This window comes from Nocardiopsis oceani (genome assembly GCF_054777395.1).
On the sequence record NZ_BAAHAR010000009.1, the window covers coordinates 48,612 to 70,157 of the forward strand.

The 21,546-nt window shown below is 70.0% G+C and carries 22 protein-coding genes; all 22 read left to right on the forward strand.

Features of this window, described 5'->3' with window-relative positions; genetic code table 11:
- Window positions 1–103 precede the first annotated feature (103 nt).
- The 22 genes from ACYVDG_RS06715 (at window position 104) to ACYVDG_RS06820 (ending at window position 21,543) form a co-directional block, all read left to right on the forward strand.
- Window positions 104–1,012, forward strand: a complete 909-nt coding sequence (locus ACYVDG_RS06715) for a DNA cytosine methyltransferase (protein ID WP_460747483.1) — start codon at window positions 104–106, stop codon at window positions 1,010–1,012.
- 98 nt (window positions 1,013–1,110) lie between these two features.
- Window positions 1,111–1,284, forward strand: coding sequence for a hypothetical protein (locus ACYVDG_RS06720; protein ID WP_460747484.1), 174 nt, complete (start codon window positions 1,111–1,113; stop codon window positions 1,282–1,284).
- 123 nt (window positions 1,285–1,407) lie between these two features.
- Window positions 1,408–1,716, forward strand: a complete 309-nt coding sequence (locus ACYVDG_RS06725) for an HNH endonuclease (RefSeq protein WP_460747485.1) — start codon at window positions 1,408–1,410, stop codon at window positions 1,714–1,716.
- 268 nt (window positions 1,717–1,984) lie between these two features.
- Window positions 1,985–2,419, forward strand: a complete 435-nt coding sequence (locus tag ACYVDG_RS06730) for a phage terminase small subunit (RefSeq protein WP_460747486.1) — start codon at window positions 1,985–1,987, stop codon at window positions 2,417–2,419.
- Window positions 2,409–4,112, forward strand: coding sequence for a hypothetical protein (locus ACYVDG_RS06735; protein WP_460747487.1), 1,704 nt, complete (start codon window positions 2,409–2,411; stop codon window positions 4,110–4,112). Before ACYVDG_RS06730 ends, ACYVDG_RS06735 begins: the two co-directional genes overlap by 11 nt.
- Before the next feature lie 30 nt (window positions 4,113–4,142).
- The gene (locus ACYVDG_RS06740) at window positions 4,143–6,008 is read left to right on the forward strand and encodes a phage portal protein (protein WP_460747488.1); all 1,866 of its coding nucleotides are present in this window, start codon (window positions 4,143–4,145) and stop codon (window positions 6,006–6,008) included.
- Window positions 6,008–6,730: a VG15 protein gene (locus ACYVDG_RS06745; protein ID WP_460747490.1), complete on the forward strand. Its 723-nt coding sequence runs from the start codon at window positions 6,008–6,010 to the stop codon at window positions 6,728–6,730. Before ACYVDG_RS06740 ends, ACYVDG_RS06745 begins: the two co-directional genes overlap by 1 nt.
- A gap of 77 nt (window positions 6,731–6,807) precedes the next feature.
- Entirely contained in the window at window positions 6,808–7,398 is a 591-nt protein-coding gene (locus tag ACYVDG_RS06750; RefSeq protein ID WP_460747491.1) for a hypothetical protein, read from the forward strand.
- Window positions 7,399–7,437: 39 nt separating this feature from the next.
- Window positions 7,438–8,448: an SU10 major capsid protein gene (locus tag ACYVDG_RS06755; protein ID WP_460747492.1), complete on the forward strand. Its 1,011-nt coding sequence runs from the start codon at window positions 7,438–7,440 to the stop codon at window positions 8,446–8,448.
- 3 nt (window positions 8,449–8,451) lie between these two features.
- Complete coding sequence (locus ACYVDG_RS06760; RefSeq protein WP_460747493.1) at window positions 8,452–8,631, forward strand: hypothetical protein; 180 nt, start codon at window positions 8,452–8,454, stop codon at window positions 8,629–8,631.
- Window positions 8,632–10,050 carry an NTP transferase domain-containing protein gene (locus ACYVDG_RS06765; RefSeq protein WP_460747494.1) on the forward strand — a complete coding sequence of 473 codons (1,419 nt, stop codon included), beginning with the start codon at window positions 8,632–8,634 and terminating at the stop codon, window positions 10,048–10,050.
- A gap of 5 nt (window positions 10,051–10,055) precedes the next feature.
- Window positions 10,056–10,427 (forward strand): Gp19/Gp15/Gp42 family protein, encoded by a 372-nt coding sequence (locus tag ACYVDG_RS06770; protein ID WP_460747495.1) that lies wholly within the window; start codon window positions 10,056–10,058, stop codon window positions 10,425–10,427.
- 4 nt (window positions 10,428–10,431) lie between these two features.
- Window positions 10,432–10,821 (forward strand): hypothetical protein, encoded by a 390-nt coding sequence (locus ACYVDG_RS06775; protein WP_460747496.1) that lies wholly within the window; start codon window positions 10,432–10,434, stop codon window positions 10,819–10,821.
- Window positions 10,821–11,108: a hypothetical protein gene (locus ACYVDG_RS06780; protein WP_460747497.1), complete on the forward strand. Its 288-nt coding sequence runs from the start codon at window positions 10,821–10,823 to the stop codon at window positions 11,106–11,108. The genes ACYVDG_RS06775 and ACYVDG_RS06780 overlap by 1 nt, the downstream gene beginning before the upstream one ends.
- 39 nt (window positions 11,109–11,147) lie before the next feature.
- Window positions 11,148–11,564: a hypothetical protein gene (locus ACYVDG_RS06785; RefSeq protein WP_460747498.1), complete on the forward strand. Its 417-nt coding sequence runs from the start codon at window positions 11,148–11,150 to the stop codon at window positions 11,562–11,564.
- On the forward strand, window positions 11,561–12,157 hold the full coding sequence (locus tag ACYVDG_RS06790) for a phage tail tube protein (protein ID WP_460747499.1): 597 nt from the start codon (window positions 11,561–11,563) through the stop codon (window positions 12,155–12,157). Before ACYVDG_RS06785 ends, ACYVDG_RS06790 begins: the two co-directional genes overlap by 4 nt.
- 84 nt (window positions 12,158–12,241) lie before the next feature.
- The gene (locus ACYVDG_RS06795; RefSeq protein WP_460747500.1) at window positions 12,242–12,556 is read left to right on the forward strand and encodes a hypothetical protein; all 315 of its coding nucleotides are present in this window, start codon (window positions 12,242–12,244) and stop codon (window positions 12,554–12,556) included.
- Window positions 12,557–12,588: 32 nt separating this feature from the next.
- On the forward strand, window positions 12,589–12,882 hold the full coding sequence (locus ACYVDG_RS06800; RefSeq protein ID WP_460747502.1) for a DUF5361 domain-containing protein: 294 nt from the start codon (window positions 12,589–12,591) through the stop codon (window positions 12,880–12,882).
- Between the two features lie 39 nt (window positions 12,883–12,921).
- Window positions 12,922–15,612: a tape measure protein gene (locus ACYVDG_RS06805; protein WP_460747503.1), complete on the forward strand. Its 2,691-nt coding sequence runs from the start codon at window positions 12,922–12,924 to the stop codon at window positions 15,610–15,612.
- A 144-nt stretch (window positions 15,613–15,756) separates the two neighbouring features.
- On the forward strand, window positions 15,757–16,110 hold the full coding sequence (locus ACYVDG_RS06810) for a phage tail fiber protein (RefSeq protein WP_460747504.1): 354 nt from the start codon (window positions 15,757–15,759) through the stop codon (window positions 16,108–16,110).
- A 19-nt stretch (window positions 16,111–16,129) separates the two neighbouring features.
- Complete coding sequence (locus ACYVDG_RS06815; RefSeq protein ID WP_460747505.1) at window positions 16,130–18,841, forward strand: hypothetical protein; 2,712 nt, start codon at window positions 16,130–16,132, stop codon at window positions 18,839–18,841.
- Window positions 18,838–21,543, forward strand: a complete 2,706-nt coding sequence (locus ACYVDG_RS06820) for an alkaline phosphatase D family protein (RefSeq protein WP_460747506.1) — start codon at window positions 18,838–18,840, stop codon at window positions 21,541–21,543. The genes ACYVDG_RS06815 and ACYVDG_RS06820 overlap by 4 nt, the downstream gene beginning before the upstream one ends.
- The last annotated feature ends 3 nt before the right edge of the window (window positions 21,544–21,546 follow it).

Below are 21,546 nucleotides of genomic sequence, written 5' to 3' on the forward strand. Positions count from 1 at the left end.
AGCGCTTCCCCGAACCCCGCGAAACCACCTGGCGTCGCACGTTCGGGGACGACGACCAGGCACCCCTCGCTCTCACGGTCCCCGTGTCGAGTGAAAGGCCCTCGTGCCTAAACAGCCACACCCACCACCACGTCTCGGAAGCCTGTGCACCGGATACGGCGGACTCGACCTCGGTGTTGAAGAAGTCTTCGGCGCCCGTCTCGAATGGGTCGCAGACCCCGCCCGAGGCCCCGCCGCGGTGCTCGCATACCAATACCCCAACGTGCCCAACCTCGGGGACCTGAACGCGATCCGCTGGAAGGAGCTACCGCCGGTCGACATCGTGACCGCCGGCTTCCCCTGTCAGCCCGTATCGCTGGCAGGACGACGCCGAGGCACTTCCGACGACAGGTGGTTGTTCCATGACATCCTCGACGGCGTGCGGCGACTGCCCCGACGCCCCGAACTGCTCGTGTTCGAGAACGTCCGCGGCCTCCTCCGCGCAAGCGAAGGCGAAGCCATGCGAGCAGTCATTCACGGTCTGGCCCGCGATGGGTTTCTGGCACGATGGCGGGTTCTGCGCGCCTCCGACTGTGGCGCGCCCCACCAGCGCCCCCGCGTCTTCATCGTTGCTCGCGACACCCTGTGCGACCGACGACGGGTGGGGCGTCGACGAGACGGAACAGCGTCGCCGAGGACACCAAGTCAGACCCTGCCACCAAGTCCGCACGATCATCGACCAGGCGGTACGCGACGGCTTGATACCTCCGCTTGGGGGCGGTTCGCCCCGGCGATCCGACGCTGGGAGCACGTGACCGAACGGCCGGCCCCATTCCCCGCCGAGATCGGCCCGCGCGGATCTCCGCGCGTGTCTTCCCGGTTCCTCGAATGGGTCATGGGCCTACCCGACGGATGGGTCACTAATGTGCCCGGTCTATCCGCCACAGCTCAACGGCACCTACTCGGGAACGGCGTCATGCCCCAACAGGCAGTATCGGCCGTCGTCGACCTCATGAACTGGCCGGACCCCTAACCCGGCCCCTGAACGTGTCCGCCCTCCGCCGCATGGCTGGGGGGTCCTCGGCGTCGAGGGCGGACACACCTACCCCCGCCTCCGTGCAAGGGAGAACCATGGACGAGCCCGCCACCGCTGAACCCACCCTCGGCCACGCCCTGCATCAAGCTGCCCGGATCCTGGAGTGGGCCGAAGGCGAGACGGACCTGGCCAAGGCAAAGCTCTTCGGCGACCTCGCCGACTCCTGGCTCGGCATGGCCTCGATCCTCGCCGAGCGCGCCGAACCCTGAACCGGCCCCCTTTTTCAAGGCCCCCTTCTGTAAGGCCCCTTGTCCACCCCGCCCCCGAGGGGCCACCCGCACCGGACGGCCCGCCCGGCCGACCCCCGCCCCACCAGGCCCCCGGGAGGACCCATGCCCCACAGGCCCAACCCCACGTCCCGACGCCGCACCCCACTACCCCGGGGGTGGAAGACCCTCCGAGCCCAGACCCTCGACCGCGACGACCACCAGTGCACATGGGAGGACGAGGGGCAGCGCTGTCCCGAGCCCGGCACCGACGCCGACCACATCGGAGACCGCGACGACCACAGCCTCGACAACCTCCGCACGCTGTGCCGCTACCACCACAAGAAGCGCACAGCACTGCAAGCGATCGCCGCACGAGCACAGCAGCCAATCAGGACACGAGCGACCGAGAAGCATGCAGGACTCATCGACTAATGATCAGCAACGAATGATCGTTCGTCGTCACGATCGCGACCAGACGAACGGACACGATTCGTGTGCGTCAGTCGCCGTCCGCGCGCCGCCGCTCGTTGACACCGATGCTTTGACCAGTGCGAACGCAAGATGGTGGGGGGCACCCCCGGTCCGGGGACAACAGGCGTCCGGTGCGGCATAGCAAGCCGCTGTGAGTACGGGTCTCCCAACCCCGCCGGCCCTCGCCGAGTGCACTCAACCCCTTCCAGCACCGCAAGGAGGTGCCCCCATGCCCGGATACGGGCCCCCTCCGTCGGAGAACAAGCGCCGCCGAAACAAGGACACCTTCGCCGAGGCCGAGGTGAGCGTGCCTGCCGAGGCTCAGGCGCAGGCCCCCAAGCTCCCCAGTGCCCGCAACTACTCCAAGGCCGTGCGGGACTGGTACGACAACTGGACCAAGGCCCCGCAGGCCGGCGCGTTCACGGTCACCGACTGGCAGCGCCTGCACATGCTGGCGCCGCTGGTTCAGCAGTACTTCGAAGGCCCGACCAAGGAACTCATGTCGGAGATCCGGCTCAACGAGGCGTTGCTGGGCGCCACGCACGTGGACCGGATGCGGGGGCGGATCAAGGTAGAGGCACCCAAGCCCAAGCCCGCGCAGGGTGCGGGCGACGGGGTGGCGGACCTGACGGCGCGACGCCGCCGGATCTCCGATGCCTCGTGATCGCATCCGCGCCCCGGGCCATGACCGGACCCTGTCCCTCGGTGTGGTGCTGGCGTTCATCGAATGGTTCTGCGTGCACGGGCCCGGCGACGTGCAGGGCGTGCCCCTGCATCCCCGCCACGGTGACGCCCTGCCGCTGGATGACGAGTTCGCCGGCCTGATCCTGGACTGCTACGCCCACGACGCCAACGGCCGCCGGCTCTACGACACGGTGTTGATCTCTCGGGCCAAGGGCCGCGCCAAGTCCGAGCTGGCCGGGTTCGTGGCCTTGGCCGAGGCGTTCGCGCCGGTGCGGTTCGCCGGATGGGCCGAGGGCGGCGAGACCTACACCTGGCGGGACTTCGTCTACGAGTACGAGCCGGGCGAGCCGATGGGGCGCCCGGTCACCTATCCCTTCATCCGGTGCCTGGCCACCGAGGAGAGCCAGTCCGGCAACACCTACGACAACGTGCACTTCAACTTGACCGAGGGTCCGCTGTCGGAGGACCTGACGACCAACGCCGCCGGCCTGACGCGGGTGTTCCTGCCGCACGGCGGGGAGATCGTTCCCTCGACCGCGGCGGCGGCCTCTCGGGACGGCGGCAAGGAGACCTTGGCGGTCTTCGACGAGCCGCACCTGTACACGCTTCCGGAGCTGCGGCAGATGTACAAGACGGTGGATCGCAATCTGCGCAAACGCAAGGCCGCGGCGCCGTGGGGGCTGCTGACCACGACCATGTACCAGCCGGGCGAGGACTCGGTGGCCGAGCGGGTGCACGAGCGCGCCAAGCTCATCAACGAGGGCAAAACCCGCGGCACCCGGTTGATGTTCGACCACCGCGAAGCCCCGGCCGAGGTTGACATGACCAGCCTGGACCAGATGAAGTCCGCCCTGGCCGAGGTGTACGGGCCCTTCGCCGAGTCCCTGGACCTGGACGGCATCGTCGAGTCGGAGTTCTGGAACACCGAGAAGGACCCCGAGGAATCGCGCCGGTACTTCTTCAACCAGCCGACCGCGGCCCGGGACGCGTGGATCACGCACCCGATGTGGGCGGCCTGCACGAACGCCGACAAGGTCGTGGCCGATGACGAGCCGATCGTGATGTTCTTCGACGGCTCCAAGTCCGACGACGCCAGCGGGTTGGTGGGTTGCCGAGTCAGCGACGGCCACGTGTTCGTCATCGAATGCTGGGAGAAGCCCAGGGGTCCGCAGGGCGAAGGCTGGCGCGTGGACCGGGCCGACGTCGACCGGGTGGTGCGCAAGACCTTCGTCCGGTACACGGTCGTGGCGTTCTTCGCTGACCTGGCCGAGTTCGAGTCCTACATCGACTCGTGGGCCGAGGCGTTCGGTGAACGGCTGGTCATTCAAGCGACGGGGGGCCGCTACGCCCACGCTGTGGCCTGGGACATGCGCGGCCGCAACAAGGACTTCACCGAGGCGGTCGAGCGCACCGAGGTCGACATCACCGAGGGCGACTTGACCCATGACGGCGACTCCCGGTTGCAACGGCACGTGCTCAACGCCCGCCGGAGGCCGAACAAGTACGGGGTGTCCATCTCCAAGGAGGGGCGCGAGAGCCCGAAGAAGATCGACCTGGCGGTGTGCGCGGTCGGCGCGCGCCTGGCCCGACGGATGTTGCTGTCCTCGCCCCAGTGGGCGAAGTGGAAGGCCGGACCTAAGAAGAAGCCCGGTCGCGTTGTCGCGTGGGGCTGAGCCCCGTCAACGGGTGAGGGGGTGAGCTGAGTGGTCGCCGAAGAACTCGCGCCGGCCTCCGAGCCGCTGTCCGTGCCGGACCTGACGCACGTAGCGCAGTGGCTGCTTTCGGCCCGCCGCGCCGAGTCGGCCCGGCTTGTGCATATTCGCCGCTTCTTCCGCGGCGAGATCACCGGGATCTACGTTCCCGAGTCCGCCTCGGAGGAGTACCGGGACCTGGTCGAGCAGTCCAAGTTCAACATCCTGCCGCTGGTCGAGAACTCGGTGGCCCAACACCTGATGGTTGATGGCTATCGCCCGGCCCGTCAGTCGGAGAACGCCGCCGTGTGGGACGAGGTGTGGCAGCCCAACCGGCTGGACGCGCGCCAGGCGGGGATGTTCCGCCCGGCCCTGCGCTACGGGTCGGCCTACGCCCGGGTGCTGCCCGGCCAACTGCACGACCGTCCGGTGCCCACGGTGACGCCGTTCTCCCCGCGCCGGATGACGTGCCTGTACGAGGACCCGATCAACGACCAGTGGCCCGAGTACGCCCTGGCGGTCGGTGCTCCTCGGCCGCTGGTGGGGTCCGGCCAGCCCGAGATGGTGTGCGCGATCGCGATCTACGACGCCCACCACGAGTACCGGGTGGACGTGCCGGCCTCGGTGGTCACACCGCACTCGGCGGGCCAGTACCTGGACGCGGGCGCCTTCAGTAACCTCGCGCTCGACGCCTCCCGTGTGCGGGTGCGCAACCATGGGCTCGGCGTGTGCCCGGTGGTGCGGTTCCTGCCCTCCTACGGCGACATCGACGACGGCCCCCCGGGCATCATCGAACCGCTTCTGGACGCTCAGAAGGGTTTGAACCAGACCACGTTCGGCCTGAAGATGGCCGAGCTGTACGCGGCTTTCCGCCAGCGGTGGGCCACGGGCATGGAGATCCCCCAGGACGAGGACGGAAACCCGATCGAGCCGTGGAACGCCGCGGTCAACCGGGTCTGGTCCAACGAGTCCCCGGACGGGCGGTTCGGCGACTTCGCCGAGACGGACTTGACGGGCTACCTGAACAGCCGCGACAAGCAGTTGCTCTACGTCGCCTCGGTCCGCCAGATTCCCCCACACACGCTCGTGGTCGGCAACGCCGTCTCGAACGTGTCGGCCGAGGCTCTGGCCGCGCTGGAGGCCGGCCACCAGCAAGACATCGCCGAGACCAAGATCGGTATGGGCGAGTCCGTCGAACAGCTCCTGCGTCTGTGCGGGCTGGCCATGGGCGACACGGCCACGTGGGAAGACACTTCGGCACAGGCCGTTTGGCGCGACACCACGCCCCGTTCTCTGGGGCAGGTCGTGGACGCCTGGGGCAAGGCCCACCAGATGCTCGGGGTGCCCCAGCGTGCCCTGTGGGACCGGCTGCCCGGCACCACGGACCAGGACATCGAACGGTGGGAGGCGCTGGCCGACGAGGAAGACCTGTTCGCCCGGATGGAGGCCATGCTTGGCCAGGGCGAGGAGCCGTCCGCAGCCGTTGGCTCCGACCAGGCCGCCGGCGGCAGTGTGCCCGATCCGGCGGTGACCGGCGCTATCGGCGGTTCGGCGACCTCTGAGGACTCCGAGTCCGAGTCCGAGGCACGATCGGCGCAGATGGCTGCACTCACCGACGGCAACAGCAACACCGGTGAGAACAGCGGGGCTACGCCGAGTGTGAGCGCCGAGGACGTCGACGTCATCAAGGACCGGGCCGACGCGCTCGGAGCGCTCATCCGGTCCGGCGTGGAGCCCGAGGACGCGGCCCGCCGGGTCGGCCTGGAAGGTGCCCGGTTCGTGCCGGGCGCATCCCCGGCCGCACTCCGACTGCCCACCGACAGCGGTGCGGCGCCCGCGCCCCCTGCGGATGAACCGGCGGACGAGGACGAGGACTGATGCCCTCCGCACAGGCCCGAGCCCTGACCGCCCAGCACCGCCAGGAGCTGGCGGGCGTGGCCGAGACGGTGCGCCGCCAGATGCGAGCCCTGGCCGGGGGCGCGTCGGTGGCAGACATCGACGCGTGGTGGTCACGGGTGGAGCCCGAAGCGCTTCGCCTGGTCCAGCGTGGAGCGAACACCGGTGCGCAGCTAGGCGAGGCGTACCTGCGGCGGCACGCGGCGTTGGAGGGCGTGACCCTGTCGCCGGTCACCTCGGTGCCCACCCGGGACCAGGTCCGCAACAGTTTGCAGGTGACCGGGCCGGTCGGGTTCAAAACCCATATGGCCCGCACCGGGGATGCAACCTCGTCCCTACGGGTCATGGCGGACCGCCTGTCCGGGGCAGCGACCCGGCACACCATGAACGGCGAACGCGAGACCGTCATGCGCACCTTCGCCGAGCGGGAACAGGTCGCCGGGTGGCGCAGGGTCGGCCAAGGGGATTCGTGCCCCTTCTGCCTGATGCTGCAAGGCCGCGGGGCCGTCTACTCGAAACGGACCGTGGAGTTCGAAGCGCACGACAGTTGCGCGTGCACACCGGAGCCGATGTACCGGCGCGAGCCTGATCCCCCCGAAGTCCGTGCCCTCTATGACGAGTGGCTCCAGGCGACCGAAGGGCGCTCCGGGGCGAACGCGCTCCGGGCGTGGCGAGAGCACATCGAAGCCGGTCGCCCCGGATAGAACACCCGCCCCTTGGCGGGTTTGCCGTCCCCGTGCGAGACGGGGGCGGATGCACACCTCTGCGATGGAGGCAGACCATGACCGAACCGACCACACCGGCCGATCCGACCACGGCACCGGCCGAGCCCGACCCGGGAACCGTCCAGCAGGAGCCGGCGGCCGATCCGCCCCAGACCGCACCGGACGAGCCCCTGGGCGAGGGCGGCAAGAAGGCGTTGCAGGCCGAGCGAGAAGCTCGCCGAGCCGCCGAGAAGGCCGCCCAGGAAGCCGCGGAGAAGGTCCGCGCCTTCGAGGACCGCGACAAGACCGAACTCCAGAAGGCCCAGGACGCGGCGGCCGAGGCCGACAAGCGCGCGGTGGATGCCTGGCGCGAGGCGCTGACCACCGCACACCAGATCAGCGAGGACGACGCCGCGGTGTTCCTGACCGGCTCAGACGCCGAGACGCTCAAGCGCCAGGCGGCCCGCCTGGTGGAGCTGCGCGGCGCCCAGGCCCCGGCACCGGCCGCGCAGCCGAGCCAGCGCACCCCGGTGGAGAACCTGCGCCCCGGCCAGGTCCCGGAACCGCCGGAACCGACCGTTGCCGACCAGATCGCCGCGGCTGAGAAGGCCGCCGACTGGCAGACGGCGCGGCGGCTGAAGACACAGCAGATGCTCACCAAGAAGTAGGCGGGGATCACTCCCCCGCCGGGATAGAGAGGGCACGCGATGCCTGGAATCGTCGGGCAGGGGACCACGTTCAACCTGCCGAACTACGTGGGCGAGCTTCTCGCCACCACACCGCAGGACACCCCGTTCCTGTCCGCGATCGGCGGGCTGACCGGCGGCGTGTCCACCGACAGCACGCTGTTCGCGTGGTCGACCTACGACCTGCGCGACCCCGACCACGAGCGCCAGCGGCTGGAGGGCGGCGACGCGCCGGCCCCGACCGCGCGGACCCGCCAGCGGGTGCGCAACGTGGTCGAGATCCACCAGGAGGTTCTTGAGGTCTCCTACACCAAGCAGGCCGCGACCGGCCAGCTCGGCGGGACGGGGTCCAACCACCCGCACGGCGACGCGCTCGGCGGAGCCACGAACCCGGTCATGGATGAGGTGGACTGGCAGGTTCGCCAGCACCTGGTTCAGATCGCCCGTGACGTCGAGGTCGGTTTCATCCTGGGTGAGTTCCAGGAGCCGAGTGACAACGAGTCTCCCCGTCGCACACGCGGGCTGATGGAGGCGATCGAGACCAACGCCATCGACGCCGACGGCGAGCAGCTGTCGGAGAACGGCGGCGAGGTGCTGCTGGACCTGATGCAGCAGGTGTGGGAGTCGGGCGGAATCCTGGAGCAGGAGACCGCCACGATCATGGTGTCCGGGACGCAGAAGCGCCACCTGACTAACGCCTTCATCACCCAGGGCAACTACCGCGAGGCTTCTCGGACGGTCGGCGGTGTGCGGGTCGACACCGTGATGACGGATTTCGGCGAGTTGAACGTGATGCTGAACCGCTACGTCCCCTCGGACACGGCGATCGTGACCAGCCTGGAGCAGTGCGCGCCGCGGTTCCTCGCCATCCCCGGCAAGGGGCACTTCTTCGTCGAGGAGCTGGCCAAGGTCGGCTCGGCCGACCGTTACCAGATCTACGGCGAGATCGGCCTCGAATACGGCAACGAAGCCGCCCACGGCAAGATCGAGGGGCTTTCGACCTCCTCGCCCTCGAACGGGAACGGGAGCTGACCCATGGCGAACATCAGCAGGCAGAAGCGGCCCGCGACCACCGCGACCGTGCCGGTCACGGATGAGAACGGGCGCCGCCTGAAGGTGCCCGAGAAGGCGGTGCAGGCGTGGGAGAACCGCGGCTGGACGCGCGTGTCAGCTCCTGCGGCCCGCCGGTCCGCTGGCGGCAAGCAGGGCAAGTAGATGCGGGCCCTGATCCTGGCGCAGGGCGACGGGCGACGGTGGCAGCGGCCGGACGGGTCGCTGCCACTGGGCGTTCCCAAGCACCTGGTCCAGGTGGACGGACAGACGCTGGTGGAACGCATCGTCGGCCAGCTGGCCGAGCGGGGCGTGTCCGACATCGTCGTGGTGGGCCCCGAGGACGACCGGTACCGGGTGGCGGGTTCGCGCCTGGTCACGCTGGATCAGCCGCACCCGACGGCCACGTCCATGGACAAGCTGATCGGCACCCGCGAACTGTGGGCCGAGGAGGACCGGACCACGATCCTGTGGGGCGACTGCTATTACTCGTCCGAGGCGAGGGACCTCATCGTGGCCTGCGACAGCGCGGACCCGCACTGGTTCCGGCGCCCGTGGCCCTCCGAGGTCACCGGGCACAAGTGGGACGAGTCGTTCGCGTTCAGCTTCCTGCCCGAGCACCACGAGGACGTCCACGACCTGGCCGACCTGATCGCCGACACGGTGCCCGCACGCAAGAGCCACATGTGGCGCCACTACGCCGGCCAGCTCGGCCAGGATCCGGCCACCGCGCGCATCCGCGACTACGAACACACCCCGCACCAGACCGTCATCGACGACTTCACCGACGACATCGACTCGTGGGCGGAGTGGTGCGCGTGGATGGGCCGCTACCACGCGGGCCGGGTGCCGCTGGCGGTGTGCATCCCCTGGTGGGACACCGGGTGCCCATGGCGGCAGGCATCGGCCGAATGGACAGAGAAGTACTGGCGTGCCCTCGGTGTGCCGGTCGTCTACGGCACGGGCGAGTCCCGATCGGCCGCACGCAACGACGCCGCACGCACAGCCATCGGCCAGGGTGCGGAGGTGCTGGTGTTCACCGACGCCGACACCATCGTGCCCGCACACCAGCTCTGGGCAGCCGCCCATCTCGCGCGGGAGTCGGACCGGCTCGTGCCGGCCTACGTCACCCACGTGCGCATGGACCGCACCTCGACCACACGGCGGCTGCGCCAAGACCCGGGAAGGTCCCTGCCGCGCCGCGGCCGGGACGTGCAGGGGTCCGCGTCGGGCTGCATCGCCATCAGCGCCGGTTCCTACGCCGAAGTGGGCGGGCACGACGAGCGCTTCATCGCCTGGGGCGGTGAGGACCGGGCGTTCCAATACGCCTGTGACACCCTCCTCGGCCCCGGCGAGCGCATCCACGGACGCTCGTTCCACCTGTGGCACCCGCCCTCGGAGTCGGCCCGCAAGGGCGACCCCGGCCGGGCCGAGAACGTTGCCCTGGCGCTGCGATACAAGGAGGCGGCCGGCTACCGGCCGGTGGCCGGAGTGCTGGGACGCACCCCTAGTGCCGAGCCCTGCGCGGAGTCCGTGCGGGCGATCCTGGCCGAGCCGGGCGGGCCCTACGACACCTGGAGGTGACGACGGTGCTGCCGCCTCTGGCCACGACGGACGACCTTGCCCAGCTTCTCGGGCGCGAGCTGACCGAGGACGAAGCCACCCGCGCCCAAGCGCTGATCAAGGGCGCCTCGGCGCGGGTGCGCCGCTACACCCGGCGCCGGTTCGCCGTGAAGGTCTCCGACGACGTGGTGCACGTGGTGTGCGCGATGGTGCTGCGCACCCTGCTGTCGCCCTCCCAAGCCGACGGCATGGTCTCCGAGCGCATCGGCCAGTACAACTACCAGCTCCAACAGGGAGCGGGCACGGCCGGGGCGACCGTGCGCATGTCCGCCGACGACCGCGAGGCGCTCGCGCCCTACCGGCGCACCGCCGGAACGATCCGAGTGCGGGCGAGGTGAGCCGATGAAGACCCGCGGTCTGCCCGAGCACCTGTTGCCCCACCGGGTTGTGCTCGTCCATCCGGCGCAGAGCACGGACGACTACGGCAACACCGTCTACGACTACGGCGAGGGCGCCACACGCACGCCGGTGCGGGCGTGGATGCAGCAGGACCAGCGCTCCCAGCTCGCCTCATCCGAGGGCGCCGAACCGTTGCAGGCACGGTGGCTCATGGCCACCAACCACACCGACATCCATCGCCGCGACCGTATCGAGTGGCCCGGCCACCCTGAATCCGAACCCGACCATCCGGTGGTCTTCACTCTGGACGGGCCGTCGGCTCCGCTGACGAACCCGCTGTCCGGCGAGCCGGTGCACCACCACGAGGTGAACCTGAAGGTGGTGCAGGGCTGATGGCATCTCGGGTCCGGTTCCAACGCAACTCGCGCGGGTTCGACGCCCTACTCAAATCGTCCGGTGTCCGGGCCGACCTGCAACGCAGGGCCGACGCCGTCAAACGCGCGGCCGAACCGCAGTACTCCGGCCGAGACCTGCGCGGCACCGACGTGCAGGTCATCGCCGACACCTACGTCGGCAAAACCCGCGCCGGTGCGACCGTCATCGCGATCCATCCGGCCGCCATGGCCATTGAGCGCAAGCACCGCGTGCTCGGCTCGTCCATGGATGCCGCCTCCGACTGACCCACGGCGACCGCCCCGACCTGATGAGAGGGGGCGGTCATGGGTTTTCCCGACCTCGTCCCGCACCTGCGGGACTACCTGGTCACCGACGTTGTGTCGGTCCCGGTGTTCACCTTCCGCCCCGACCCGCGGCCGACGGCCTTCGTGCAACTGCGCCGGGTGGGCGGCACCGCCAACGATCCGGTCCAGGACCAAGCGCGCGTGGACCTGTTCACGGCCGCGCCCACCGACGCCGAGGCCATGGCGTTGGCGCTCCAGGCCCGCGCGGCCGTGTGGGCGCTACCCGGGACCGCGCGGCTCTCACCCGTCGTGGTCTACCGGGTCGCCGAGTTCCTCGGCCCCCGCATGGGCCAGGACAGCGACACCGCCACGCCCACGGTGTGGGCGACCTACGACATCACCATCCGCGCGAACTCAGCCATTCACCTACCACCACCCATGGAGGGTTCACCATGAGCGCCGAGCTCGCCGCGGAAGAGGTCCGCGTAGCCATCACCGGTGCGTTCTACAGCGCACCCCGAGGCGAGGCCGAGGCGCCGGCCAGCGCCTCCAGCTCCCTCGACCCGAACTTCATCGGCCACGGCTACCTGAACGAGGACGGGGCGACGGAGAACTGGGACGACAGCGTCGACAACATCATCGCCTGGCAGGGCGCGACCACGGTGCGGGCGGTGCGTACCGAGTCCACGGCCACCCTGGAACTGACGCTCATCCAGACCCGCGGCTCCACCCTGGAGCTGTTCCACCCCGGTTCCCGGATCGAGGAGATCGACGGGCCTGGCCCGGGGTCGGGCTGGAAGATGCACGTCAAGCCGCCCACCTCCGACCCGCGAGCGTTCGTGCTCGACGTGGTCGACGGCTCGGACCTGATCCGCATCTATGTCGGCAACGGCGAGCTGACCGAGCGCGACGAAGTGCCCTACGCCAATTCCGGCGATCCGGTCCAGTACCCCATGACGCTGACCTGCTACCCGGATGAGAACGGCGACCTCATGGTCAAGTACTCCAACTCCGATGCCTGGGGCGAGGGCCTTCTCGAAACCTCCTGACAGACCACCCTGTGGCGCATCTCGCGCGGAGTGCGCCACAGGGTGCCCACCCTTGTCCGCGCACTGGGAGAGGAGATCCGCGCGATGGCGACATTCGACGCACGCGAATCAGTCAAGAAGCTGGAACCGTTCACCTTCGTGGACCTGGACGGCGAGGAACACGAGCTTCCACACATGAAGTCGGTCAAGTCCGCTCTGGTTCAGCGCCTACAGGCCGGCGACGAAGACGCTCTTCGGGAGATCGCCGGGGAAGACGCCTTCGAGGCCCTGCAAGAGATGCCCGCCGGCGTCGGCGAGGACCTGTCCAACGCCTGGGCGGAGCACTCCGGCGCCTCGGGAAAAGAGCGCTCGCCCTCCTCGCCGACGAAGAAGCCTTCGAAGCCGCGGAAGCGGACCTAGCCGCACGCGGGACGGCCGCGCTGGAGCTGTCGGTGGGCCAGCTCGCCGGGGCCGCGCAGGTGCTGGCGGCTGACCGCACTTCCCTGTTGGCGCGGCACCTGGGCGGGGACGGCTACACCCTCTCCGAGCACCTTCTGATGCTGGTCGTGGATGAGCTGCGGCTGGCGAACTGGCAGCGCTCCAAAGACGGATCGAAGGGCCGGCGCAAGCCCAAGCCCATCTCTCCCCTGGCGCAGAAGGACACCTCCACCAGCTACGGCGACACCAAGGGCCGGGACCCGGCCGAGGTCGCCGCTCTGCTTGACCGGTTCGGACCCTCCTCGTAGCGCCACCCGTGGCGCCCTGACTCGTGAGGGGGTGCCGCGGTGGCCAGCACGGAAGTCGGCGTCGGCCACGTTCGTTTGGTCCCGTCGATGCGCGGGTTCTCCGGGGCCGCTCAGCAGCAGCTCACCGCGGGGATGATGGCTCCGGCCGCCGCGGCCGGCCGCCAGTCCGGCCAGCGCATGGGCCAGACGGCCACCACCGCGGCCGGTGCGGCCCTGTCGCAGTCGGGCCAGCGGCTCACCTCGGCACTGTCCGGCCCGGCCGCCGCGGCCGGTACGGGGTTCTCCCAGACCCTCGGAGGCCGCGTCAGCGCCGGGGCGGGTGCGGCGTTCGGGTCGGTAGGTGCTGCCGCCGACCGGGCGGGCACCTCGGTGCGCGGCGCCGCCTCGGGGATGGGTTCGGCACTGTCGACCACGCTCGGGGTCTCGGCCAACAACGCCTCGCACAGCATCGGCGGCATCGGCGCGAGTTTCCGTCAGATGGGCGCCGCCGGTTCGGCGGCTCTGGCCGCCATCGGCATCACGAACTTCACCCAGTCCGTGTACTCCATGGGCTCCTCCATCCAGGACTCGACGGCCGCCCTGACCGGTTTGTACGGCAGCGCGGACACCGCCTCCTACACGGTGGATTCGCTCAACGAGTCCTTCGCGGCCTCCCGTCTGGGAGCCGAGGTCTTCCACGACGGCGCGGTGTCCCTGGGCTATCTGGGCATCGAAGGTGACCAGGCCGTCGGGATGCTCGAAAACATGGAGACCGGCGTCAACGCCCTCAAGGGCGGCCCGGCTCAGATCGACTCGATCACCTCGGCGCTGTCCAAGACCCAGTCCCAGGGCAACGCCTTCAACGGCGAGCTGAACATGATCAGCGAAGCCGGGTTCCCGATCTTCGCGGAGCTGCAAGGCCACCTCGGCAAGACCGAGGAAGAGATCAAAACCATGGCCTCCCAAGGCCAGATCGGGCTGGAAGACCTCCTCGCCGTCCTGGAGAACCCCACCTCGGACGCGTTCGGCAACGCCGTGGCCGCCGCCGAGGAACTCGAACAGACCTTCGCGTCGTCCTTCCAGGCCGCCAAGGGCGAGGTCATCACCGCCCTGGGCGAAATGATGGTCCCGCTGCTCGACAAGTTCGCGCCCGGCGTGGAATCCATCGGCGAGCACATCCAGTCCGGACTCGGCGCCCTGCCCGGACTGCTCTCCTCGGTCGGCGAGACCATGGAGCGCTACGGCATCACCGACGCTCTGAGCCGCTTCGCCTCCGGGCTCCAGGACGTCGCCGTCGGGGCGGTACCGCTGCTGAAGGGCTTGGCTATCGGCCTGGCCGGAGCATTCGGCGCCGTCCTTCTCGTGCTGGGCCCGCTCGGCGATCATCTCGCCACTCTTGGCGGGCTGATGCAGGAGCACCAGGGCATCGTTCAGACCCTGGGCACCATCGTCGGGGTCTGGCTCGGCGCCCGGTGGGCCGCCATGGGGGCCGCAGCCGTGCTCAACGCGGGCCGGGCCGCCGGGGCGTTCCTCTCAACGCAGGCGGCTGCGCTGCGGGCGATGGGCGCCCACATCCGCACGTTCGCGGTGATGACCGCCCAATGGGTCGCCACGGCTGCGCGTGCCGTGGCCTCGGCCGGCCGCATCGTGGGCGCGTGGATGATGACCGCGGCCGGTGCGGCGCGCGCCGCCGCCGTCCAGGTTGGCCAGTTCGCCCTGGTGGTGGCCGGGTGGGTCCGCATGGGCGCGCAGGCCCTGATCCAGGGCGCGCGCATGGCCGCGGCCTGGGTGCTGGGCATGGGCCCGATCGGGTGGGTGATCGCCGCGATCGTCGGCCTGGTCGCCCTGGTCGCCATCTACTGGGACGAGATCGTCGGGTTCATCACCACCGCGTGGGAGTGGATCCAGACCGTCTCAATGCAGGTATGGAACGCCATCTGGGGGTTCCTCACCGGCGTGTGGGACTCGATCGTGGAAACCGCGATCGGCGTGTGGGACTGGCTGGTGGACATCGTCTCCGGCGCCCTGGACTGGCTGCTTGATCTGTTCATGTCCTGGCACCCGCTCGGCATCATCATCAGCCACTGGGACTCGATCGTCGCCGCTTTCCAGGCCGGGATCGACTGGGCGCGAAACATCGTCGACGCCGGGATTCAGGCCGTCCTCGGGTTCCTGGGCAACCTGGCGCAGATCCCCGGCATGGTCGGCGGGTTCTTCTCGTCGATGGTCTCCACCGCCGCCGGGTGGATCTCGACCTTCCTCGGCAACGTCCGAGCGATCCCCGGAAACGTGCTCTCCGCGCTGGGCAACATGAGCCGCCTGCTGGTCAACGCCGGCAAGAACGTGATCACCGGGCTGATCAACGGCCTGCGCTCCATGCTCAGCAACTTGCGCTCGACCGTGTCCAACGTGGCCTCGACGATCCGCGACTTCCTGCCGTTCTCCCCGGCCAAGACCGGGCCCCTGTCCGGCAGCGGTAGCCCGGACCGGGCCGGCGCGGTGATCGGCGACATGGTCGCCGACGGGATGCGCGCCAGTATCGGCGGGGTGTCCACGGCCGGCGCGTCCTTGGCCGGTGCGGCCCTGCCCTCGGGCATGGGAGCGGTCCGGGGCGGCGACGGCGCGGCCGTGCAGGACCTGACGGTCACCATCGACGGCGCCGGAATGCCCCGTGCTCTGGAGCAGTGGCTCCGCAAGTCCGTTCGGGTCACCGGCGGCGGCAGTACTCAGCAGGCATTCGGACGGAGGTAGCCCGCGTGGATGAACAGCACGACTCACCAGGACCGGACAGGCCGGTTCTGGCGATCTCGGCCCTGGGACGCAAGGGCGCCCGGGGCGCGGCCGGTGTCCGGGCGGACGCGGGCACAGACGACAACGACGTGAAGGAGACGGGCTATGGCGCTGACCGTGAGTCTGCGTAACACGATGGTGGACGCGGCCACCGAGGAGGTGTCCGAGGTATCGCTGCACGATGGCGACCCGGGCGAGGAGGGCGACAACGAACTCAGCGGCAGCGGCTACAGCCGCCAGTCGGTGAGCTTCGACGACGCCTCGGGCGGGTCCGCGCCCGCCGATGACGACATTGTCTTCGACGTCCCGGGCGATGGCACCGAGGTCACCCACGTGGGGGTGTGGACCGACGACGGGACCTTCCTCGCCGGCGGCTCGACCACCGAGGAGTCCTTCAGTAACCCCGGCACGTACACGCTTACCGAGCTGACCCTGTCGGTGAACAACCCCTCGTCGTAGGGCAGAGAGGGGGCCGGACGTGGCGGTCGTGTGGAAGAACAGCTTCGACGGCGTCCCGTTCTCGCTGGTCTCCGAGGACCTCGACGGGCCCGGCACGTCCGGCGAGTGGGGCGACCCCATCGTGGACCTGCGCAACACCGGCGACGTGTCGCACGTGCGCTACGGCGATCGCGCCTATCACGGCCGGTCCTCGCTCATGCTGGGCGCCGACGACACCTTTTCCGGCAACCACGGGGATGTCCAGCTCACCGAGGCGTTGACGGAGTGGTCCGTCAGCTTCTACCTGTACCGCACCGGCGACGGATGGTTCAGGTTCCTTCAGGACGGCCGCGTCAACGTCACTGACTTGTACCTGGACTTCGACTCTGGGGCGCACTTCGTCGGCTGGGATGAACTCGACTCCGAGGCGACCGACCAGATGCCCGACCGGTGGGTGCGCATCGAAGCATCCCAGGGCGCCGACGAGGTGACGTGGCGGTTCTGGTGGACCGATCCGGACAGCACCGGCACGCCGGACTATGAGTTCACCGTCGAAGCCTCCGCGACCAGCGGTTACCTGTTTGTGCAGGGCGGCGGGAGCGAGGCCGATCATCCGCCCGCCTACATCGACTCCGTCCAGGTCGGCGAGGGCGAGTGGATCCGTCCGTGGCCTGCCGAGGACCACGAGGGCACCGCCGAAGTTCCGTCCCACGGGGCGGCCTCGGCACAGGGCACCAAGAACACCGGCACGCCCGTGCACCTGGCGTCCGAGGCCGGTCTGACCGTGACCGGCGGGCGCTCGGTCTCCTCGACGGTGTCTCTGGCCGCCAAGACCGACCTGGCCGCCCACGGGCACAAGACCACCACGGGCGCCCTCGACCTTTCCGGTACCGGCCACGTCCAGGCCGAGGGCACCGGCGTGCCCGTCACCACGGCCCGCCTTCAGGCCCGCGCGCGCCTGCGCGCCGCCGGCCGCAAGAGCGCGCAGGCCACCGGCCAGGTGCAGGGCCAGGGCGCCGCCTCGGCGCAGGGCTACGCCCCACCGCACCACACGGGCACCGCAGACGTGGCCGCCTCGGCCACCGTGTCGGCGCCCGGCACCAAACACGCCACCGGCCGCGGCTCCGTCCTTGCCGAGACATCCGTGTCCGGGCAGGGCCACCAGCCCGAACACCACACCGGCACCGCTCACGTGGGCGCGCACACCGCCGTCCACGGTGAGGGAACCGGTCTGGTCGAGGGCGAGGGCATGGCCCGCCTACAGGCCACAGCCGCCGTGCAGGCGTCCGGCCACAAGACCACCACCGGAACCGCGCACCTGTCCGGCCGCGCGGAACTGCATACGCGGGTGCCACCGCCCATGGTCATGGGCCAGATCACCATCCGCCTTGAGCTGGGGATCAACGGCCAATGGGTCGACGTCACCGAGGACGTGCCCGGACAACAGATCCAGATCACCCGGGGCCGCCAAGACGAGGCGTCCCAGGCCGACCCGGCCGAGATGACGCTGGAACTGGACAACCCCCACGGCGACTACACGCCCCGGCGTCCGCAGTCGCCCCACTACCCGCACATCCGACAAGGCACGCCGATCCGGCTCGCCGTGTGGTGGCAGGACGAATGGCACGTCCGGTTCGCCGGCGAGGTCGCCGAATGGTCGCCGACCTGGCCCCACGGGGACCTGTCCGTGCCCGAACGCGGCCTTCCCGGCGAGGCGCGCGTGTCGGTCACCGCCAGCGGTGTACTCCGACGGCTCGGCCAGGGACAGGCCGAACTGGGCTCGGCCCTGCGACGGTTCATCATGGCGCACCGGCCGTTCGTGTACTGGCCGCTCGACGTCGGCGAGGACTCCCGCCAAGCCGACCCCGTCCTCGGAGCCGGCCCGATGCGCTCTCAGTCTGCGCTCGGGGCGTTCTACGCCGACCAACCCTCGTGGGGGCGCGGCGAACTCGCCCCCTGGCTGGAACAAGTCGTGTTGCTCGACACCGACCGCGGCCGCATCACCTCCCGCGCACCCTTGCACTCCGGCAACGGATGGGTCGCGGACTGGGTGCGCTCGGGCGCCGGAGGCATCGACACCGTCACCTTGCGCGACGTGGGCGCGGGCACCGACGAGTCGCCGCGGGTTCAGTGGCACATCGGCACCGACCCGACCGTGCAACCGCGCGAGGCGCTGGTGTCAGTGTCCGTGTTCTCCGACTCGGGCGCCTCCACAACCATGCTCGCGCGGCTACCCAACGCTGTGATGTTCGCCCGGGGAGTGCACCACATGCGTTTCTCCGTCGTTCCCACCTCGGGCGGCGGATCGGCGTGGGCACTACTCGTGGACGGCGCCGAGCTGGCCTCGGGCACCCAGACGGGCATCTCCTATGCCCCCATCGGCGGGTCCACCACCGAGTGGTGGGTGCCCGACGACGGGATTTCCGAGGAACACGCCATGGGGCACCTGGCCTTCTACGACGCCGACCAGGCCCCGGAGGCCGGCGCCGTGGTCCGGGCCGTCAACGGCTACCGGGGCGAGACCTCCGGCCGCAGGATCGAGCGCCTGTGCTCCGAGGAAGGCATCGGGTTCGTCGCCCACGGCGACATGGACGACTGCCAAATCCTCGGCCCGCAGTACCCCAAGCCGGTGCTGGAGCTGTTGCAGGAGGCCGCCGAGGCCGACGACGGGTTGCTCTACGAGGCCCGCGAGGCAGTCGCGATCGCCTACCGATCCGGGCGATCCCAGTACAACCAGGGGGTGAACACGTGAGCGTGCAACACATGTGGGTAGGCGCTCTCACCCCGACCTCGGCGCGGGTGGTCGCCCGGGTCGAGACATCCGGGTCGGTGTACCTGACCGTGGGCACCGCCCCGGACCTGTCCGGCCCGAGGTTCGGGCCGGTGGCCCCTTCCCCGGACGGGATCGTGCACCTGCAGGCATCGGGGCTGGAGCCGGACACCGCCTACTACTACGGGATCTCCCTCGGCAACGAGGTGGACCCGCTACGCGGCCGGTTCCGCACCCACCCGCCGACGGGCGAGCCCGCCAGCTTCACCTACGCCATGGCCACGTGCGGCGGACACGCCGAAGCCGGGGGCGACCCCGACTATCCGGGGGTCGGCGAAGTGCTGGCCTCCAACCGCCAGACCAACCACCCGGTGTTCGACGCGATCCGCGGCCACGACCCGTTGTTCTTCATCCACGGCGGAGACCTCCACTACTACGACATCGGGTCCGGCAACCACGGCATCGAACCGGCCGGGGAGCTGGCCACGTTCCGGCGCGGCTATGACGACGTGCTCGCCCAACCCCGCCAGCACCAGCTCTACCGAGAGGTGCCGCTGGCCTACGTGTGGGATGACCACGACTTCGGCCCCAACGACAGCGACCGGACCGCGCCGGGCCGGGACAACGCGTGCCGGGCCTACCGGGAACGGGTGCCGCACTACCCGCTTCCGGCCGGTGAAGGCGCCAACCCCACCTACCAGTCCTTCCAGGTCGGCCGGGTGCTGTTCCTGATGCCGGACGTGCGAGCCGAACGCGACCCCAACGGCGACCCGCAGACCCGCGCCAAGACCATGCTCGGCACCCAGCAGAAACGGTGGATGGAACACCTGCTGTCCACCACCGAGGCCGAGGCCCTGGTGTGGGTGATGCCCTCGCAGTGGAACTCGGGGCACGTGGACGCCTGGAGTCAGTTCATGCACGAGCGCGCCGAGCTGGTCGAGATGTTCGGCGACCTGGGGTGGCTGAACCGGATGTGCATCAACTCCGGCGACGCCCACGCGCTGAGCATCGACACCGGCGGCGGACACCGCCACGGCGGGTTCCCCATCTACCAGTTCTCATCCCTGGACTCCGAGCCCTCACCGGGCCCGTCCACCGACACCGGCCCGAACTTGCCGGGCCGCGGCCAGTACGGCCTCGTGGACGTCGTCGACCGGGGCCACACCATCGAAGTGATGGGCACCGGCTATCGGATGGGCCAGCCGTGGCGCTCCCACACCTGGTACGCCCACGTCGGCAACCGCGTGTTCGGGCTGGACGCGCAAGCGCGCGGCCTCGGCGACATCGTCGAGCCCTTCACCCCGGTCCTGGACGACCAGGCCATGCGCAACGACGTGACCGCCTCCCGTCCCGACGGCGGGGAAGAACACGTCGACGACGAGGAACACGTGACCGAGCACGGACGCTTCGACGAGTCCGTCACAGTCGCCGTTGACCACGATGACCAGCTTCTCGACCAGGCCGGATGGCGGGTCCACCGCGGCACGTGGCCGGACATGCGCTACCCGCAGGTGGCCCCGGCGCTGAACGTCCGTCCGGAGCTGGTCGAGGACTGGCTACAGATGGACCTGGGCGACCAAATCCGCGTCGGCGGCCTGCCTCCCCAGCATCCGCTCGGGGCGGTGGAACTGCTCGCGCAGGGCTACACCGAGACCATCGAACCGCACCGGTGGGACGTGGAAGTCAACACGAGCCCGGCCGGCCCGTTGCGGGTCGGCCAGACCGGACCCGAGGAACATCCGGCCCCGAACAGGGCGGACCGCGCCGACACCACCGGTGCAGCGCTGATCCACCCGGTCGGCCCGGACGAGACCGAGTGGAGGGTGCGCACTCTCCAGGACGGCCCCACCGATTACCCGGTCTGGGTGACCTCCCTCGGGCCCGGCGCCGCCCCCGATCAACTGCCCGTGGATCTCCAGGTCGGCGGCGAGGTCGTGCGCGCCACCGACATCAGCTCGCTGGGCTGGGACGCCTTCGACCGCACCGTCACCGGCGGATGGGGCGAGGCCGACTCGGGCCAGGACTGGCACGCCGCCGGCGGTTCCTCCTCGGACCGGTTCGTCGACGGCGCAGGACGCATCGTGCTGTCCGAAGACACGACCCGGGCGCGGTTCCAGATCCTGGACACACCGGAGCTGGACGAGGCCGACCTGGCCGTGACGATGTCGGCCGACCAGTTCGCCGAGGACGCGAGCCTTGCGCCCTCCATCGTCGTCCGCTACCTCGACGAGGCGAACTTCTACGTCGTGCGCACCCACCTGACCGCAGCAGGCAACGTTTACCTGTCGCTGTCGCACTCGACCACGTCCACACACGAGGGAGAGATCGGCGGCAACGTCTCCACAGGCTTCACCTACGAGCCCGGACAGCGCTTCCGGGTGCGTACTCGCATCTGGGGACAGCGGGTGCTGGCGCGGCTGTGGCACGACGACGGCCGCCCCGAGCCCGGGTACTGGCAGCTCGACCGCACCGTTGAGACCGACCCGTTGGCGGCCGGTCGGGTGGGGGTGGCCGCCTATGCCTACACCGGCAACACCAACGACGACGTGCGGCTGACGTTCGAGCAGTTGGAGATTCTCAACCCGCAGACCGTGACGGTGCAGCGCGCGGTCAACAGCATCACCGCCAGCCACGACGAGGGCGCGCGGGTGGCGCTGGCAAACCCGACCGTGATCGCACTGTAGAAG